Genomic DNA, 15,649 nt, shown 5'->3' on the forward strand with positions numbered 1-15,649 from the left:
TCAGTCCTTTCGCGGAACTCGTGACTTGATGTGGGCCGATTGTGACCGCCATCTGCGCCCAAAAAGAAAGCGCCCGACCTGCTTGAGGTGGGGCGCTTAAAGAAATAAGCAAATCGGTTACTTGCCGCTCACGTCAAAGGAGAACAGAAGCTCCTGATCGCGCAGGTAAAGCTTGCCACCGCTCACCACAGGGTGGGTCCATATCATGCCCTTTGGGTTCCGCTGAGTTGTCTGCGGCTGGAGGGTGAAACGACCATGCTCTTCCCAGCCTTTGGGGTTGGCCTCGATAAGCACCACCGTGCCGGTCTTTTCCTCCAGCAGATACAGCATTCCATCGGCGCTGTGCAGAGCGCCTTTACCCAGCAGCTTTTTCTCGGCCCATTTCACGGCCCCGGTTTTGAAGTCCAGACAGGTCCAGCCAGCCTTGTCAGAATAACCATAAAGATGACCATCCACCAGCACCATGCCACCGTGATGGTTTACCATGTCAGTGCTCGCATAGAGTTCTTCGATCTCGTTGCCTGCCTTGACCTTGAAGGATTTGCAGCCCACGCCGTAACCGGCCGCGACAAAGACCTGCCCATCTTGAAAGAGCGGGGTGGGGATCACGGCTGTTTTGCCAGGAAACTCGGTCTTCCAAAGCAGCTTGCCATCAGCAGCATTCACGCCGGCCACGCTCTGCATGGTGAGCTGAATGAGCTGGCGTGCGCCATTGTGATCCACCGCAATGATGGAAGAGTACTGCGCAGGGTCAGTCCATTCCGCCGACTGCCAGACTTTTTTGCCTGTGGCTTTATCGAAGGCAGCCAGCGTGCCTTGCGCACCCCCAGGGGTCACGATGACGAGATCTCCATCGACCAAAGGGCTTTCGCAATAGCCCCATCCTGGCACCTTGCCGCCCAGGCTATCCATGGTCGTTCTCCAGATTTCCTTACCATCGGCGGCGCTCAAACAAACGAGAGTGCCCTTCCCCCCCATGGCATAAACTTTATCGCCATCCACCGTCGGGCTGCTGCGAGGGCCATCGCCCCAGCCATTGGTCAGTAGAGCCCCGGCTTCTGCTGCCCATTTTTCCTTACCGGTTGCCGCATCCACGGCGATCACGTACTCCACCACATCGCGTGCCCCGAGCGTATAAACCGTGTCTCCAACCACCGCGAAGCCTGCATAACCAAGCCCCACGTCCTTGTTGAGCCACACCTGCTTCGGGCCGTTCGACGGCCACTTTTTCAGCAGCCCTGTTTCCGAGGAGATGTCTTTACGGTCAGCCCCACGAAAGGTGGGCCAGTCGGCGGCCTGGGCAGAAAGGCTGAACAGCAGGAAGGCAGGCAAAACGTAAGGCTTCATAGAAAAGAAAGTAACGGCAATCGCGGCAGAACGTTTCGATTGAGCCGGATAAGACCAGGAAATGCGAGCAAAATCTTGGCCACGACCCCTCACTAAGGCTTTTCCCAAACCCCTGCTGCTTTCAAAACGGTTTCATGCAGGGCGATGTCATGCGCGGCATTCCAGGCCAAGGATTTCTCGCCACGAACAACCTTCGCGAGATCCACAAACTCAAGATCATACCGGCCTTTGGGCACTTCCATTTGGAAGGATTGGCTGCCTTTTTTATAAGCTCCTCGTGGTTGTTTCAGCGAGAGATTCACCTTGCCCGACTCCAGTGGCACGATCTCCAGGGTTCCCTCCGTTCCCGTCACATTGAAGCGGCGACGCGGTCCACCAAAAGGATCAGTGTGATTGCAGCGCACCACCGCCGTGGCCTTCGGATACTGCAAAACGGCCATCTGATTGTCCTTCACCCCATCGCTGCCATTCGGGGTCGAAAAAGGCTGCACAGCTTCCGGCTTGCCCAGCAGGGTGACGATGATGTCCATGACATGGCAGCCGAGTTCAAACATCCCGCCTCCCGGCAGCGAGCCGATGTCCTTGCGCGTAGCGGCATCCGCCAGCTTGCCCATAGCAGCATCGATCTCCGTAATCTCGCCCAGCCAGCCCTCGCGGACCGCTTTAAAAAGCAACTCAAAGGCCGGATTGTAACGCAGCATGTAGCCCATCTGGACGGTGAGACCGCGCTTTTCGGCCTCCAAGCGCATGGCTTTGAACTCGGCATGACCCAACGCTCCGGGTTTGTCCAAATGGATGTGCTTGCCTGCCTGAAGACAGCGCAAAGCCACCGCACAGGAAGCCTCCACACGGGTCTCCACCACGACCGCCTTCAACCCCGGCGCGGCCAGCAGTTCCTCCTCAGGCAAAAGTGGCAGTCCTCCGTAAATGGCTGATTCCTTCACCGAAGTATGCAGGGAGGCATCAGGCTCCGTCACACCCACCACCTCCCACAGGTCTTTGAGGCTGCGCAGGGCGCTCATCTTGCCGCCGGCATGAGAATGAGTGGTGCCGATCTGGCCGATGCGCAAGCGGGGCTCGGCAGCGAAAGCCGAAGTGGCGGCCAAGGCGGAGGCGGTGGTGATGAAGTGGCGGCGGGTCATGGTCCGAAAATAAACGGCCTCATCGCCGCATCTCTCCCGCAAATCGTCACGATTCGTCGGTGGGCTTCGCCGGGCGGATCTTGCCACTGCCCGGCAGGGCGCTGAGAAAGAAGTAGCGGGGGGAGCGCAGCAGGTCTCCCACCTCCTTCAGGGCTACACGGGAGAGATGGGACAGGAGACGATCCTGGGCATCAGGAAAGCGCTGAAGATGCTTTTCCAAGAACAGCCGCACGCGGGCATTGGCATTGTACTCCACTGCCAGGGTGCCGATGTTCAGCAGCAGCAGCATGACACAGATAGCGACCAGCCCAGCCACTGCGAAGCGAGGTGGGAAACGAAGGAAAATCATACCCACCACTCCCAGAAGACCAAAGAAGGGGCCATAGCGGTTCAGCCGGATCACCGTCTGCCGCCATTTCAGGTCCCCCAGGGCCTCTTCCGTTTGCAGAGCATGGGCGGCCTCATGCAGAGCGATGGCCCAGGCCCCCATGGAGGTGCCACGGGCGACCCGAGGCTGCAAAAACAGGCGACGGCGGCGCGGATCAAAATAATCAGATGCTATGCCTTCGTGCTCGACGATCTCCACATCGGTCACACCTTCATAGGCGAGGAACAGCTTCACCATCTCCGCCCCCGTATGTGCGGTGGGTGCCCGCTCCTTCATCCCCTCCTCCGTCACCTGGGCATATCGGCCCGCTGCCCACTGGCAGACGCCGAAGCACAGGAGCAGGATGACGATGAAAATCGCAAGCATCGGGCAACGTGGGGGGACTTTGGGCCGGAGGCAAGGAGGAAGGGGACCGTCGGACTTTGCCAACCGTGGGTTGTCATTGGCGTCTTTCTGGTTAAACTCACCACCCCCATGCCCCGAGTTCACATCAAGACCTACGGCTGCCAGATGAACGAACGCGATACCGAGCAAGTATCGCAGATGTTCGTCGAGCGCGGCTACACCATGACCGCCACGGATACCGATGCGGACGTGGTGCTGATCAATACCTGCTCCGTGCGCGACCAGGCAGAACAGAAGGCCATCGGCAAAATGGGGATGGTGCGCCGCCGCCGCGTGCCCCTCGTCACCGGATTCATGGGCTGCATGGCGCAAAGCCGTGGCAGTGAGCTGGTGGAGAAAACCAAGGTGGACCTCGTGGTGGGCACCCAAAAATACCACCGCGTGGTTGAGTATGTGGATGAAATCATCCGGGCCAAAGAAGCCAAGATGATGGACGAAGAACGCTTCTCCATCGTGGACATTGAGGAGGAGCAGGCCAGCCAAAACGCCATCCGCGACCACACCCTCAAGGAAAACCAAGGCTCCGCCTTCGTCAGCATCATGCAGGGCTGCAACATGAAGTGCACCTTCTGCATCGTGCCCTACACCCGTGGCAGCGAGCGCGGCCGCCCCATCGCAGACATCACCGAAGAAGTGCGCCGCCTCGCCGACAAAGGCGTGAAGGAAGTCACCTTGTTAGGCCAGATCGTGAACCTCTATGGCCGTCACGAATTCCCAGCAGTGGATGGTAAAAGCCCCTTCGTGCAGCTTCTGGAAGCCGTGCATGAGGTGCCGGGCATCCAGCGCATCCGCTTCACCAGCCCCCACCCAATTGGCTACAAGAAGGACCTCATTGAAGCCTTCACCTACCTGCCCAAGCTGGCCGAGCATGTCCATCTGCCCGTGCAGAGTGGCAGTGATGAGATCCTGAAAAGGATGCATCGCCCTTACACTTCCGCCAAATTCACCGATCTGGTGGAACGCATCCGCGCCGCCCGGCCGGGCATCGCTGTGACCACGGATGTGATCGTCGGCTTCCCCGGCGAGACTGAGGAGCATTACCTGCAAACGCGCGAGCTTTTCGACAAACTGAAGTTTGAGAACGCCTTTGTCTTCCGCTACTCCAAGCGCCGTGGCACCCCAGCGGCTGAAATGGACGATGCCATCCAGCTCAGCGAACAGGTGAAAGAAGCGCGCAACCAAGACCTGCTGGCCCTGGTGAACAAACACGCCTGGACCAAGTATGAAGAACTGCTGGGCCAGGAGGTGGAAATCCTCTGCGAGGGCACCAGCAAGACGAATGAAAGCCGTCTCATGGGGCGAACACGCACGAACAAGATCGTGGTTTTTGAAGGCAACCCAGAACGCCACATCGGTGAGATTTTCAATGTGCGCATCAGCCACTATGAAAACTTCACACTCTATGGCGATGTGGTGACGCGGGAATAAAGTTGAGTAAAACAATGGGCGGCCACCTCAAGTGACCGCCCCTCGTTTTATAGTTACAGGCCCAGGATCCTTTTCAGGAAAGGAGCCGTGCGACTGACCTTGTGTTTAGCCACTTCCTCCGGTGTTCCTGCGGCCACGAGCTCACCTCCTTCAGCACCCGCTTCAGGGCCGATATCAATGATGTAATCGGCTTCGGCAAAGATATCCGGGTGATGCTCGATCACGACCACCGTGTGGCCATCGTCCACCAGCCGGTGAAGGATATCAATAAGGCGGCCCACATCCGTCATGTGCAGGCCGATAGTCGGCTCCTCAATGAGGTAGAGGTTCTTCTTCATGTTCTTCAGCCCGCGAATTTTCTCCGTGGCCGAGCGCGAAACACCACCGCTGAGTTCCGTCACCAGCTTGATGCGCTGAGCCTCCCCGCCGCTGAGGGTGGGGCTGGGCTGGCCTAACTGCAAGTAGCCCACGCCGGTATCCGCCAGAAGCTGCAAAGGTCGTGCGATGCGCTGCTGGTGGGCAAAGAACTCGGCCGCCTCAGTGATGCTCATCTTCAGCACCTGGCCGATGTTTTTGCCATTGTATTCGATCTCCATGGTGGCGGAGTTGAAGCGCAGGCCGTTGCAGATCTCGCAATGCACCCGTGTGGTGGGGAGGAAGTTCATCTCCACCTTCACATTGCCATTGCCCTGGCAGGCCTCACAGCGACCACCCTCGGTATTGAAGGAAAACCGCCCCGCGTCATATCCCCTTGCACGGGCCACGGGGACCTGGGCGAAAAGTTTGCGGATGTCATCCAGCACCCCCACATAGGTGGCCGGGCATGAGCGTGAGGTCTTGCCGATGGGAGACTGATCTACCTCATAGACAAAGCCGAACTGGTCCGCCCCGGTGATGGAATCCCAAGGCTGGTCGGGTGACTTGCGTTTCTTCTCCTTGCTCAAGAGCGCTTTCATCCCAGGAAAAAGCACCTGATGAAGGAAGGTGCTTTTCCCACTGCCGCTGACGCCCGTGATCACTGTGAGACGGCCCACAGGAATCTGAACATTGATGTCCTTCAGGTTATTGGCATGGGCACGATTGATCTTCAGCCAGCCGTCCTTGCTTTTCAACGCCGGCAAGGCACGACGTTTACCTAACAAGGGATGCTTGAACGGATGCCGTAGCCCCTGCCCCGTGACGCTTTTTTTATCCTTGAGGATGTGGGCCAGATTTCCCTGGGAAATGACTTCGCCACCAAAATGCCCGGCACCTGGCCCCAGATCAATGATGGTGTCTGCACGGCGCATGGTGTCATCATCATGCTCCACCACCAGCAGAGAATTCCCCTTGTCACGCAGCGCCACAAGCGTGTCCAGCAGACGTTCGTTGTCGCGTGGGTGCAGGCCGATGGTGGGCTCATCCAGCACGTAAAGCACGCCGCGCAGGTTACTGCCAAGCTGGGCCGCCAGGCGGATGCGCTGGGCCTCGCCACCACTGAGGGTGTCAGCGCTACGGTTGAGCTGAAGGTACCCCAGCCCCACTTCCTTCATGAAGTGCAGGCGCTGCTCGATCTCCTTCATGATGTCACGCGCAATGATGCCTTCCGTGCCCTCGAACTTCAGCTTCTTCACCGACTCCGCCGCCTCAATGGCCGACTGAGCATTGAGGTGTGGCACCGTAAAGTCCTGCAGGCGAACGTAGCGTGCCGTTTCATTCAGGCGTGAGCCGTGACATTCCAGGCAGAGCACCCGCTCGTTATCTTCCTCATCGTCATCCGCTCCACGTGAAAGGCGGCGCTCCTCCTCCATTTCAGCCTCCAGTTTCGAGATGTCATCCCGCCTTGGTGTGGCACCGTGTGATGAGACCTTAAAACCGAAACCACGGCAGGTGCGGCACCAGCCGTGCGGGCTGTTGAAGGAGAACAGGCGAGGGTCCAGCTCCTCAAAGGAGAGGTCGCACTTCGGGCAGCTCATCTCCGTGCTGAGGACCTGTGAGGTGTTCCCAGGCAGCCAGAGTTTAACGGTGCCCTTCCCCATCTTCAGGGCCTTTTCCAAAAGCGGTCGCAGCTCAATGGCCGATGCGCCTTTTTTCACTTGGCCGACCACGGCATCAATGCTGTGCTCCTTGAACCGTTCCAACCGCTTAAAATTCGCTGTCTCACGGAACTGACCATCCACCAGGAGCATCTCGATGCCCTGCTTGGCCGCTGCTTCGGCCACATCGGTATGGAAGCCTTTGCGCGCCTTGATGAGCGGAGCCAGGATCTGCAACGGGCCTTTTTTAGCGCGGTCCACCACCGTCTGAGTGATGGCGCTGAGGCTCTGCTTCTGCACGGGCACATCGCACTTGGGGCAGTATTGCGTGCCCAGCTTGGCAAACAGCAGACGAAGGAAGTGATAAACCTCGGTCACCGTGGCCACGGTGGATTTGCCTCCGCCGCGAGAGATGCGTTGCTCGATGGCCACCGTCGGCGGCACGCCGCTGATGACATCCACCTCCGGCTTTTCCATCTGCTCCACAAAGGTGCGTGCATAGACGGACATGCTGTCTAGGAAACGGCGTTGCCCCTCGGCAAACACGAGGTCAAAGGCGAGGGATGATTTGCCGCTGCCGCTAAGGCCTGTGACGACCACAAACTGGTCACGCGGAATATCGAGCGAGATGTTTTTGAGATTGTGCTCCCGCGCTCCGCGAATGCTGATGGCATTGGCGGCGAGGGACTCTCTTGGGGCAGCTTTGCGGGTGGCATACGCCGCCGCCTGTTCAGCCGCCCGTGCTACCGTCCTGCCCTGCCCGAATTTTTCCGCCAGATACTTGCCGGTCCAGGAAGCTTCGCAGGCGGCCACCACTTCAGGCGTGCCCGCCACAACCAATTGGCCACCCTGAGATCCCCCATCTGGACCCAGGTCAATGACCCAGTCGGCGCACTGGATGACATCCACATTGTGCTCGATGACCAGCAGGCTGTTCCCTTCCTCCACAAGGCGTTGAAGCAACTTCACCAGCAAGGCGATGTCATCAAAATGCAGCCCTGTTGTGGGCTCGTCCAATAGCAACAGCGAAGTGCCCGATTCGCCTTTTTCAGAAGCGTTTTCGATCAGGTGGCCGACGAGCTTAAGACGTTGTGCTTCACCACCAGAGAGGGTGTTCAGAGGCTGCCCCAGTTTAAGGTAACCGAGACCGGCCTCGACGAGAATGGCGAGCTGTTCACCGACCTGGCGGGCTTTGCGAATGAATGAAGCATCGGCGCGCCCAGTCCCGCCCGAAGCCGGAGCCTCCATCTTGGAGAACCATTCCGAGGACTCCTCCACTGTCATGCCGAGGACATCGTGGATGCTTTTGCCGTGAAGCTGAATCTTCAGTGCGTGGGGCTGGTAACGCTTCCCTTCGCACTCCGGGCAGGTGACGTACAAGTCGCTGAGGAACTGCATCTCGATCTTCTCAAAGCCATTGCCCATGCAGCGTTCGCAGCGGCCTTCGCCCGAGTTGAAGGAGAAAAACCCTGGGGTCACTCCCTGGGCCTTGGCATCTTCGCTTTCGGCAAAGAGGGCGCGGATGGCATCAAACGCCCCCACATAAACAGCCGGTGTGCTGCGCGGGGTACGGGCAAGCGGCGACTGGTCCACCATGATCACCTGGGTGATCTTTTCATGGCCTGTGATGGAGCGCACACGGCCTGGTTCATCCTCACTGACTTCACCACGCAGACGCTGGAGATTCCGGAACAGGACTTCATGAACGAGTGTGCTTTTGCCGGAGCCGGAGACACCCGTGATGCAGCAGAACACGCCCAAGGGAATGTCCACATTGAGGTTCTTCAGGTTGTTCTGCCGGGCACCCGTGATCGAAAGAAACGAGGTTGTCCCAATCTCGGCCTTGGCTACGCCTTTCCGCGACTTAGCCGAGACAGGTGATGGCTCAGCCCCCGGGGGATTCACGGGGCGTCGTACGGCGGGGACGGGAATGCGTTTACGACCAGTCAGGTAATCCGCCGTCAAGGAACCGACCTTCTTCTCCAGGCCTTCCAACGGGCCATCATAGACCAAGTACCCGCCCTTGTCGCCACGGCCCGGACCGATCTCGATGACATGATCTGCCGCACGCATGACTGACTCTTCATGCTCCACGACTAGGAGCGTGTTGCCCTTGTCGCGCAGCCCTTCCATAACGCCGATGAGACGGCCGATGTCACGCGGGTGCAGGCCGATGCTTGGCTCATCAAGAACGAAAAGGGTGTTCACCAGCGAAGCCCCCAAACAGGTGGTCAGGTTGACCCGTTGCAGCTCACCACCGCTTAACGTGCGGGTCTGCCGATCCAGATGGATGTAGCCCAGGCCTGCGCGCTCCAGGTAGCTGAGACGGCCACAGATTTCATCGCGTAGCATCTGGGTGGCATTGTCCCCAGGGGTGACTGGCCAGCTCTGGGCAAAAGGCAGCAGTTCAACGACAGGCAGGTTCCACAGATCGGCGATGGTGCGGCCCGCGATGCGGAAGTTGTAGGCGTCTTTTTTCAGGCGGCCACCGTCACAGTCCATGCAGGTGGTGTAGGCGCGAAAACGACTGAGGAAGATGCGCACATGCATCTTGTAGGCGCGGCTTTCCAGCCACCTGAAAAATCCCTTCACGCCATACCATTCGCCATTTTGCCAGGCCTCTTCAGGGTCCGTGCCGGCTCCTTCAATAATCCACTTCTGCTGCGCCTCAGGCAGGTCGCAGAACGAGGTGTCGAGATCCACCCCTTTCTTTTTGGCCGCACGTTCCAGGTCATCCTGGCTCTCACGATAGGTACTGCCGGTAAAGGCCCGCACCAGCCCACCACGGATGCTCAGCGATTCATCCGGCATGGCCTTGCGTAGGTCCAGTCCCAGCGTACGGCCAAAGCCCTTGCAGGTGGGGCAGGCCCCGATGGGGCTGTTAAAGGAAAACAGGCCCGGTGTAGGCGCAGGAATCTGGATATCACAGTCCGCACAGCGCCAGTCGGTGGAAAAAGACAACGTCTCGCTACCCAGCACGACCGTCATCTGGCCCTTGCCCAGACGCAGGGCTGCCTCAATGGCTTCGCTGAGGCGCGACTTTTGGTTAGGCTCCAGGGGCAGACGGTCCTGAATGATGAGGGCCACGGCGGGCAGCTTGCGTCCCTTCATCGCCTCAGGCTCATCCGTGCGGATGGATTCGCCGTAAAGCCAGACACGCAGGTAACCCTGGCTTTGGAGGAAAGGGAAAAAGTCGCCCACCTGGGTGTCCTTCGGCACGGGCACACCAAAACAAACGAGGGCCTGTTTGCCCGCATGGACGGCCATCAGCTCATGCTGGATGCTTTCTGGCGTTTCCGGCTTCACCGGGCGATGGCACTCGGGGCACTGCCCTTCGGCCAGCCGGGGAAACAGCATCTTCAAGTAGTCATTGATCTCCGTGATGGTGCCCACGGTGCTGCGGGTGGAGCGGATGTTGTTCACCTGCTCAATGGCAATCGCCGGGGGGATGCCGTGGATGGCATCCACCTTCGGTTTGTCCATGCGCTCAAAGAACTGGCGCGTGTAAGGGGAGAAGGTCTCCACATACCGGCGCTGGCCCTCAGCATAGATCGTGTCGAAGGCGAGGGAGGACTTGCCCGAGCCGCTTGGACCCGTGACGACACAGAGTTTTCCCAAGGGCAGATCCAAATCAATCCCTCGCAAGTTGTTCTGCCAGGCCCCACGGACCTGGATGACATCGCTGGCGGCTTGGGAAGCAGGAGACTTGGCGGCAGGTTTCTTCGGCATGGGGGAACTGGAAAGTAGAGTTACGTCCCATGCAGTTCAAGTGAACGCTTGTTTTTAGGTGCAATTCTCTTTTTCCCGGGCAGGCTGCCCCTGGATTCTCCAGTGTCGGCTCATTCTGTAGGTCGGGGAGGGGCCAGTTTAAGCTGCAGCAGCTCAGGAACCTGCGCGGCCTCTCCCTCATAGTCGTTGTGCTCGATCAGGGCCAAACATTGAGGGGACTCCCAAAGCCAGCGGGCAACTTTGCGGTCCGCGCCGGCCGCCGCAGACGTGTTTTTGGGAGCCATGGCCAGTCTCTGCTTCAGGTGTTGGCCTGCCTTGATGAACTTCTCTCTAAATTTGGACGGTTCGATGGCTCCAGAATCGCGGCGGTTGTAAAGGGTGATCGTGACCCGGGCAAGCCGCCCGCCCACAAACTCGACGATGGCTTCCTGAGCTTCCATCTGTTTTGCCAGGAGGGTAAGGGAGGTGATGCTTCCTGGATTTACTTTCCTGGAAAAGCGCGCCCGTGTTTTTTCAGCACCCAGCCACTCGAATTGTGCTCCTTCTTTTTGATCAGGAATTCTCACGCGGTACACTTTTTCAAGGTCATCAGGCGAGTAAGTCCAGACTTTGTCAAAATCCAGCAACGCATCCAAATCCACCGGAGCCGCCACCGTCTGGGGGGCAATGAGAGTGACGGATTTTCGGATGGGAAACGAACTTTCTGTGGGGAAATTGGGATTGAGGATCTCCAACCTCAGTAACTCTGGCCCGGCCGCGTGAGAGATCAGAATCAATTTGGGTGAATCCCAGCGCCAGATCGGGGACTCTTGCCCTTTGTTCACCATTTTACCCATGGTCGAACGTGCCCCTAAAAGCTTGTCCAACTCTACCTCCAAGGCCTCACGCACCCCTGCCGAGAGGAGAGTCATTTCGAGTTTATAGAGCTGCCCTTCGTAGGAATAGTGGGCCCGGAAAAGCTTCACGGGAAAGCGGCTGGGCAGCAAGTGAAGCTGGCATTTTGCATCCGAATTCATGTCGAAGATCCTGCAATCTTCACCGGACTTCATCTTCGTGTAGAACCTTTTATATCCGGTAACTCCCATCCCTTCGAAAGGAACGACCATATCCTTTTCACCGATCGCAAAAGGCTCCTCCCAGTTGAGGAGGGCATCCAGGGCAAAAAGCTTGGGAGTCTGCGCACTGGCTAAGTGGCCGGTGAGCAGAAAGAACAAACCTGCCAGAAAATGAACAGTGCGGTTAAGCATCCTGGATACTTTTGGAGTTCTCAATCACAACCCGGACGAAGACAGGGTATACACCCCCAGGGTTGCTTCATATCCTTCTGTTTCGCCCATGCGTTTGAGCTCGTGCCCAGCACCCCAGGAGTCGCTGAACAGAATTTGGTTTGTCTCTGTGTTGTAGCCGATGATCAGGCGCATGTGCCCACCGGTGGTTTGCCCCTCTGCTGGCAGCGGGGGCTCCTCAGGGAAGCGACCCAATTCCAGCGCCCAGATCAGCGGAATCCCCTTGTCCACGTATTGTTTGATCAGCAGGGAAAACTGGCGCTGGGAGACCCGGCGCTTGCCGTCTCCGGAGTTATTCATCAACTGCTTAGGATCAATGTGCGTTTTGAGGGCTACTTTGAAAGTGTCGTCCACTTTGCCCAGGAAGTAATGCATAGACGCGCCATTCTTCGCTCCTAGCGGTGCCACACGGCTCAGTTGGGTAAACTGGCGCTTATCAAAAGGGATCTGCATGAATTCAAACAAGCGCTGGCAGCAGGCAATCTCACTGTAGCCTTCGCTCCCCTGATCCACCATCGGCACCCCCAAAACATAGACATCACCCTCAGGCGTCGCCGTAATTTTTTTTGCCAGTCCCGTGGGCTGCACGCCGCCAGTCAGACGACCCATGATCCAGTCCCCTTGATCTGGCGCAGCCACTTTCAAGCGCATAAACTCCGGCTTCCCTGCTGGACCACTGGCGGCGTAATCATTGTGCTCCAGCATGGCGATGCCATGGGCAGTCTTCCACCCCCAGCTCACGGTTTTGACGGTTTGACCAACAGAAGCCGATAGATTGGATGGAGACACATTCAAGACCCGTCCCAGGTTTGCGCCAACGTTTCTAAAGGTATTCGTGAAGTCGGTTAATGGAATCCCCTTCGAAGTGCCCTGGCTGTAAAACGAGAGGGTGGCCCTGGCGGCACGGCCATCCATGAATTCCACCACGACCTCTTCCACTGGCACGGACTTGCCAAAGAGGGTCAAAACTACATCCACATTCGTGGAGATTTTGCGCAAAAACCTCGCTCTGCTCTTCTCTACATTGAGCCATTCAAACTGCGGAGATTCAGCCTGCTGCCCAACAACCTTCGGGCGGTATTTCTGTTCAAATTCATCCGGTGTGCAGCGCCACAACTCAGAGAAATTCATGAGGTAGTCCAGATCAGCCTCCACGACTACACGGGGTGCGATGGTGATGCTTTCCGTCGGTTTCACCCCAGGCATGCGAGTCAAATTCATGCCAATGAAATCGATCTCAAACTCCATGCTGCCATCCTTCTGCCTTGAAGAACTGGAATTACCATATAGGCGAGCGACAAAAGAATCCCGCTTCCAATAAATACTGTTCTCACCGACCTCAGGTTTGGCACCAATAACTTCCTCCAATTTGCTAGAAACAGCCTCAAAAACAGGGATTAAATCTCCTTTGATCCGGGCCCTGAAAGAGCATGAAACAACCTTCGAACCTTTAAGCTGCAAATGCATATATGCAGGCTCAAATGTCCCTCCAAAAAGAGTCGTGCGAAGTCGATTGCCCTCGAGATGCCAAGTGACGTTTTGGCTGTGTCCCGACACGGGATCTGTCCTTTCTGAGATGCGGCGTTCTTTGATCAGAGGAGCCAACAGAGCTTCCAGCTTGCTGTAAGACACTGGCTCAGAAGATTTAAAGTCAAAAGCCGGATCAAGATCAATCGGCAGGGGAGGGGCAGCCTGACAAGACGGCCCGTAAATTCCCAAAAGCATCCCCGTCACTATTAATAACACCCGAATCATATTCCCGGTTTTTATTAGGAATTTCATTAAAAGGTCAACAATTGAATTCAAACCCTTGTTCTCACGCTTGAAATCCACCCAACAAAAAGCCCGCGCAGCCGAAGCTGACGCGGGCGGTAGATTTTTGACGATCCGACAACGATTACAGGCTTTCGTGCACGCGGGCCAGGGCCATGAGCATGTAGGCGGTGGTGAGCGTGGTGTCGCTTTCCATCCAGCGGCCGGCGCTGTTGGCCCACGAGCCATCGCCCTGCTGGAGGTTCAGCAGCTTAGAGGCAAGGTCGGCACGCCAGTCCACGGTCTTGCCATCTTTTGTCTTCAGGTAGTCCACATTGGCAATGGCGAGTGCTTTGGCCATGGTGTGGTAATAGTAGTAAAGGCCCTCAGCCCCGAGGCCGGGATTTTCATCCAGCGTGTAGTTTTCGCTCAGCCACTGGATCACGGCCTGCACGCGGGGATCACTCTTGTCCAGCCCGGCGTAGATGAAGCTGAGCATGCCCGCATAGCTGATGCTGCCATAGCTGCGGAGGGCGGTGCGGCCGTCTGGAGTTTTTACGTCCTTGCCACGGGTTTCACCTGGGCTGTAAACAAAGCCACCAGCATCTGCCTTGTCCGTGCTGACCCAGGAGGCCTTGTTGGTTTCAGGCCGGTTCTGGCAGTTCTGGATGAACTGGATGGCAGCGCCAAAGTTCAACTGCGGCTCGTTTTTGCCCGCATCACCTTTGTCAGCCAGGAGAGCCTGGGAGTAATAAAGGGCCTCCAGGGCAAAGTGAGTGTTGGAAAGGTCCGCATGGGCCGGGTTGTTCGGCTTGGGTGTACCGTAGCCGATGCCGCCATCGAAGGGGTTGTCCTGCTTGCCCTTCTCATCGAAATCATTCTGCTGGCCGATGATGAAACGGCGCGCCGCCAGGAGCATCTGCTCATCCTGGGGTTTGGGGCTGAGCATGAGGGAGGTGAGGGCCAGCGACGTGTTGTAGTTCGCGCGAGCTTTCACATAGATGCCGCCATCAGGCTGCACGTTTTTCAGCAGGAAAGCATAGGCTTTCTCCAGTTCCGGGGAAAGCGCATCCGTTGGCTGACGCCCCGGAGCCAGGAGATGGCTGGTGATGGCCAGGGCGGTAAAGGCCACAGGTTCGGCATCGCCCCACTGACCCGTTTCCGCGTTCTGCTTTCCTTTCAGAAAGGCCAGCCCGCGATCATAGGCAAGGCGGATCTCCTGCTTCAGGGATTCGTGGCGGGCGGGCTGGGTGCCGCTTTGCGCCAAAAGCATAGAGGGCAGCGCAAATGAAAGAACGGTGATCAATTTCATGGTTGGACGGGGGTGATGATGACGGTGACAGGAGTACCGATTTCAGGGATATTGGCAGGAAGCGAGATCCAAAGATCATCGCGCCAGTTGCCTTCAGCGGGAGAGTTGATGAGAGCGCCACGATCCAGCCAGACAGCGATGATGGAGCCTTCGTGCTGGCCGATGAAGCCACGCTCATCCAGGTAGGAGCCATTGAAAATCCAGGACTGCAAATCCGTAGGCGGCTTGTTAGTATCCACATGCTGGACAAAGTCCGCAATCGGGACCGACTTGGTCTCCTTGCCGACTTTCCATTGCACATTCACCTTGATCTGGTTTGCCTTCGGTTTGGCCGGGGGCTCTTCTTTCCAAATTTTAGGACGCTCGGCCTCTGGCACCTTGGTCAGCATGCCTTCAGTCGCGGCCTGATAGTTTGCCAGCAGCAGCGCTACCTGGATGGCCGTGGGGCTAACAGCAGTGGTGAGGACGCTCTCGTGCGTCTTTCCGGTTTCATGGACCAGGAGATACTCAATGGGAGCCCGCTGCAATTCCACCTTCGCGGGGATGCGCACCTCACGGGTGGAGGCATTGATCCGGATGCCATCCAATTCATATTCTGTCCCAGAGATCTTTTTCAGCCGTTGTTGGGCCTCCGCCAGTTGTTTGGTGGCATTCTCCTTGGCGCCTTGGCTCACGTCTTGGGCATGAAGTGTCCCCAGGCTCATCGCGAGTGGAAGAAGGAGGCCGAGAAGACGTGACATGGGCAAAAGCATACGCGGTTGAATGAACATGGACAAACTTGGCCGCAGGTTATGCAGGATGCAATGGCAACCCGGACGTGTTTCACTCCAAAAATAAACCGAACG

9 protein-coding genes are annotated in these 15,649 nt (G+C 57.6%); 1 reads left to right on the forward strand and 8 read right to left on the reverse strand.

From position 1 onward, the window contains the following. Positions 1-117 precede the first annotated feature (117 nt). The 3 genes from ABEB25_RS08130 to ABEB25_RS08140 all read right to left on the reverse strand — a co-directional run bounded on the left by ABEB25_RS08130 (position 118) and on the right by ABEB25_RS08140 (position 3,243). A complete protein-coding gene (locus ABEB25_RS08130; RefSeq protein WP_345735892.1) occupies positions 118-1,347 on the reverse strand; it encodes a PQQ-binding-like beta-propeller repeat protein in 1,230 nt (409 codons plus the stop codon). 92 nt (positions 1,348-1,439) lie between these two features. Next, positions 1,440-2,489 carry a Gfo/Idh/MocA family protein gene (locus ABEB25_RS08135; RefSeq protein WP_345735893.1) on the reverse strand — a complete coding sequence of 350 codons (1,050 nt, stop codon included), beginning with the start codon at positions 2,487-2,489 and terminating at the stop codon, positions 1,440-1,442. 46 nt (positions 2,490-2,535) lie between these two features. Continuing rightward, positions 2,536-3,243 (reverse strand): zinc metallopeptidase, encoded by a 708-nt coding sequence (locus tag ABEB25_RS08140; RefSeq protein ID WP_345735894.1) that lies wholly within the window; start codon positions 3,241-3,243, stop codon positions 2,536-2,538. Between the two features lie 108 nt (positions 3,244-3,351). Here ABEB25_RS08140 and miaB point away from each other — a divergent pair, with 108 nt between their 5' ends. Then, positions 3,352-4,710: a tRNA (N6-isopentenyl adenosine(37)-C2)-methylthiotransferase MiaB gene (gene miaB / locus ABEB25_RS08145; protein ID WP_345735895.1), complete on the forward strand. Its 1,359-nt coding sequence runs from the start codon at positions 3,352-3,354 to the stop codon at positions 4,708-4,710. Between the two features lie 53 nt (positions 4,711-4,763). On the opposite strand, the gene uvrA is transcribed toward miaB, so the two are convergent. From uvrA to ABEB25_RS08170, 5 genes are all read right to left on the reverse strand, one after another. Then, positions 4,764-10,454 carry an excinuclease ABC subunit UvrA gene (uvrA, locus tag ABEB25_RS08150; RefSeq protein WP_345735896.1) on the reverse strand — a complete coding sequence of 1,897 codons (5,691 nt, stop codon included), beginning with the start codon at positions 10,452-10,454 and terminating at the stop codon, positions 4,764-4,766. A 110-nt stretch (positions 10,455-10,564) separates the two neighbouring features. Then, entirely contained in the window at positions 10,565-11,701 is a 1,137-nt protein-coding gene (locus ABEB25_RS08155) for a hypothetical protein (protein ID WP_345735897.1), read from the reverse strand. 24 nt (positions 11,702-11,725) lie between these two features. Continuing rightward, positions 11,726-13,573, reverse strand: a complete 1,848-nt coding sequence (locus ABEB25_RS08160; protein WP_345735898.1) for a C39 family peptidase — start codon at positions 13,571-13,573, stop codon at positions 11,726-11,728. Between the two features lie 64 nt (positions 13,574-13,637). Continuing rightward, the gene (locus ABEB25_RS08165; protein WP_345735899.1) at positions 13,638-14,804 is read right to left on the reverse strand and encodes a prenyltransferase/squalene oxidase repeat-containing protein; all 1,167 of its coding nucleotides are present in this window, start codon (positions 14,802-14,804) and stop codon (positions 13,638-13,640) included. Beyond that, positions 14,801-15,544 (reverse strand): YdjY domain-containing protein, encoded by a 744-nt coding sequence (locus tag ABEB25_RS08170; protein WP_345735900.1) that lies wholly within the window; start codon positions 15,542-15,544, stop codon positions 14,801-14,803. The genes ABEB25_RS08165 and ABEB25_RS08170 overlap by 4 nt, the downstream gene beginning before the upstream one ends. Between the last annotated feature and the right edge of the window lie 105 nt (positions 15,545-15,649).

This window comes from Prosthecobacter algae, from assembly GCF_039542385.1.
Classification (GTDB): domain Bacteria; phylum Verrucomicrobiota; class Verrucomicrobiia; order Verrucomicrobiales; family Verrucomicrobiaceae; genus Prosthecobacter; species Prosthecobacter algae.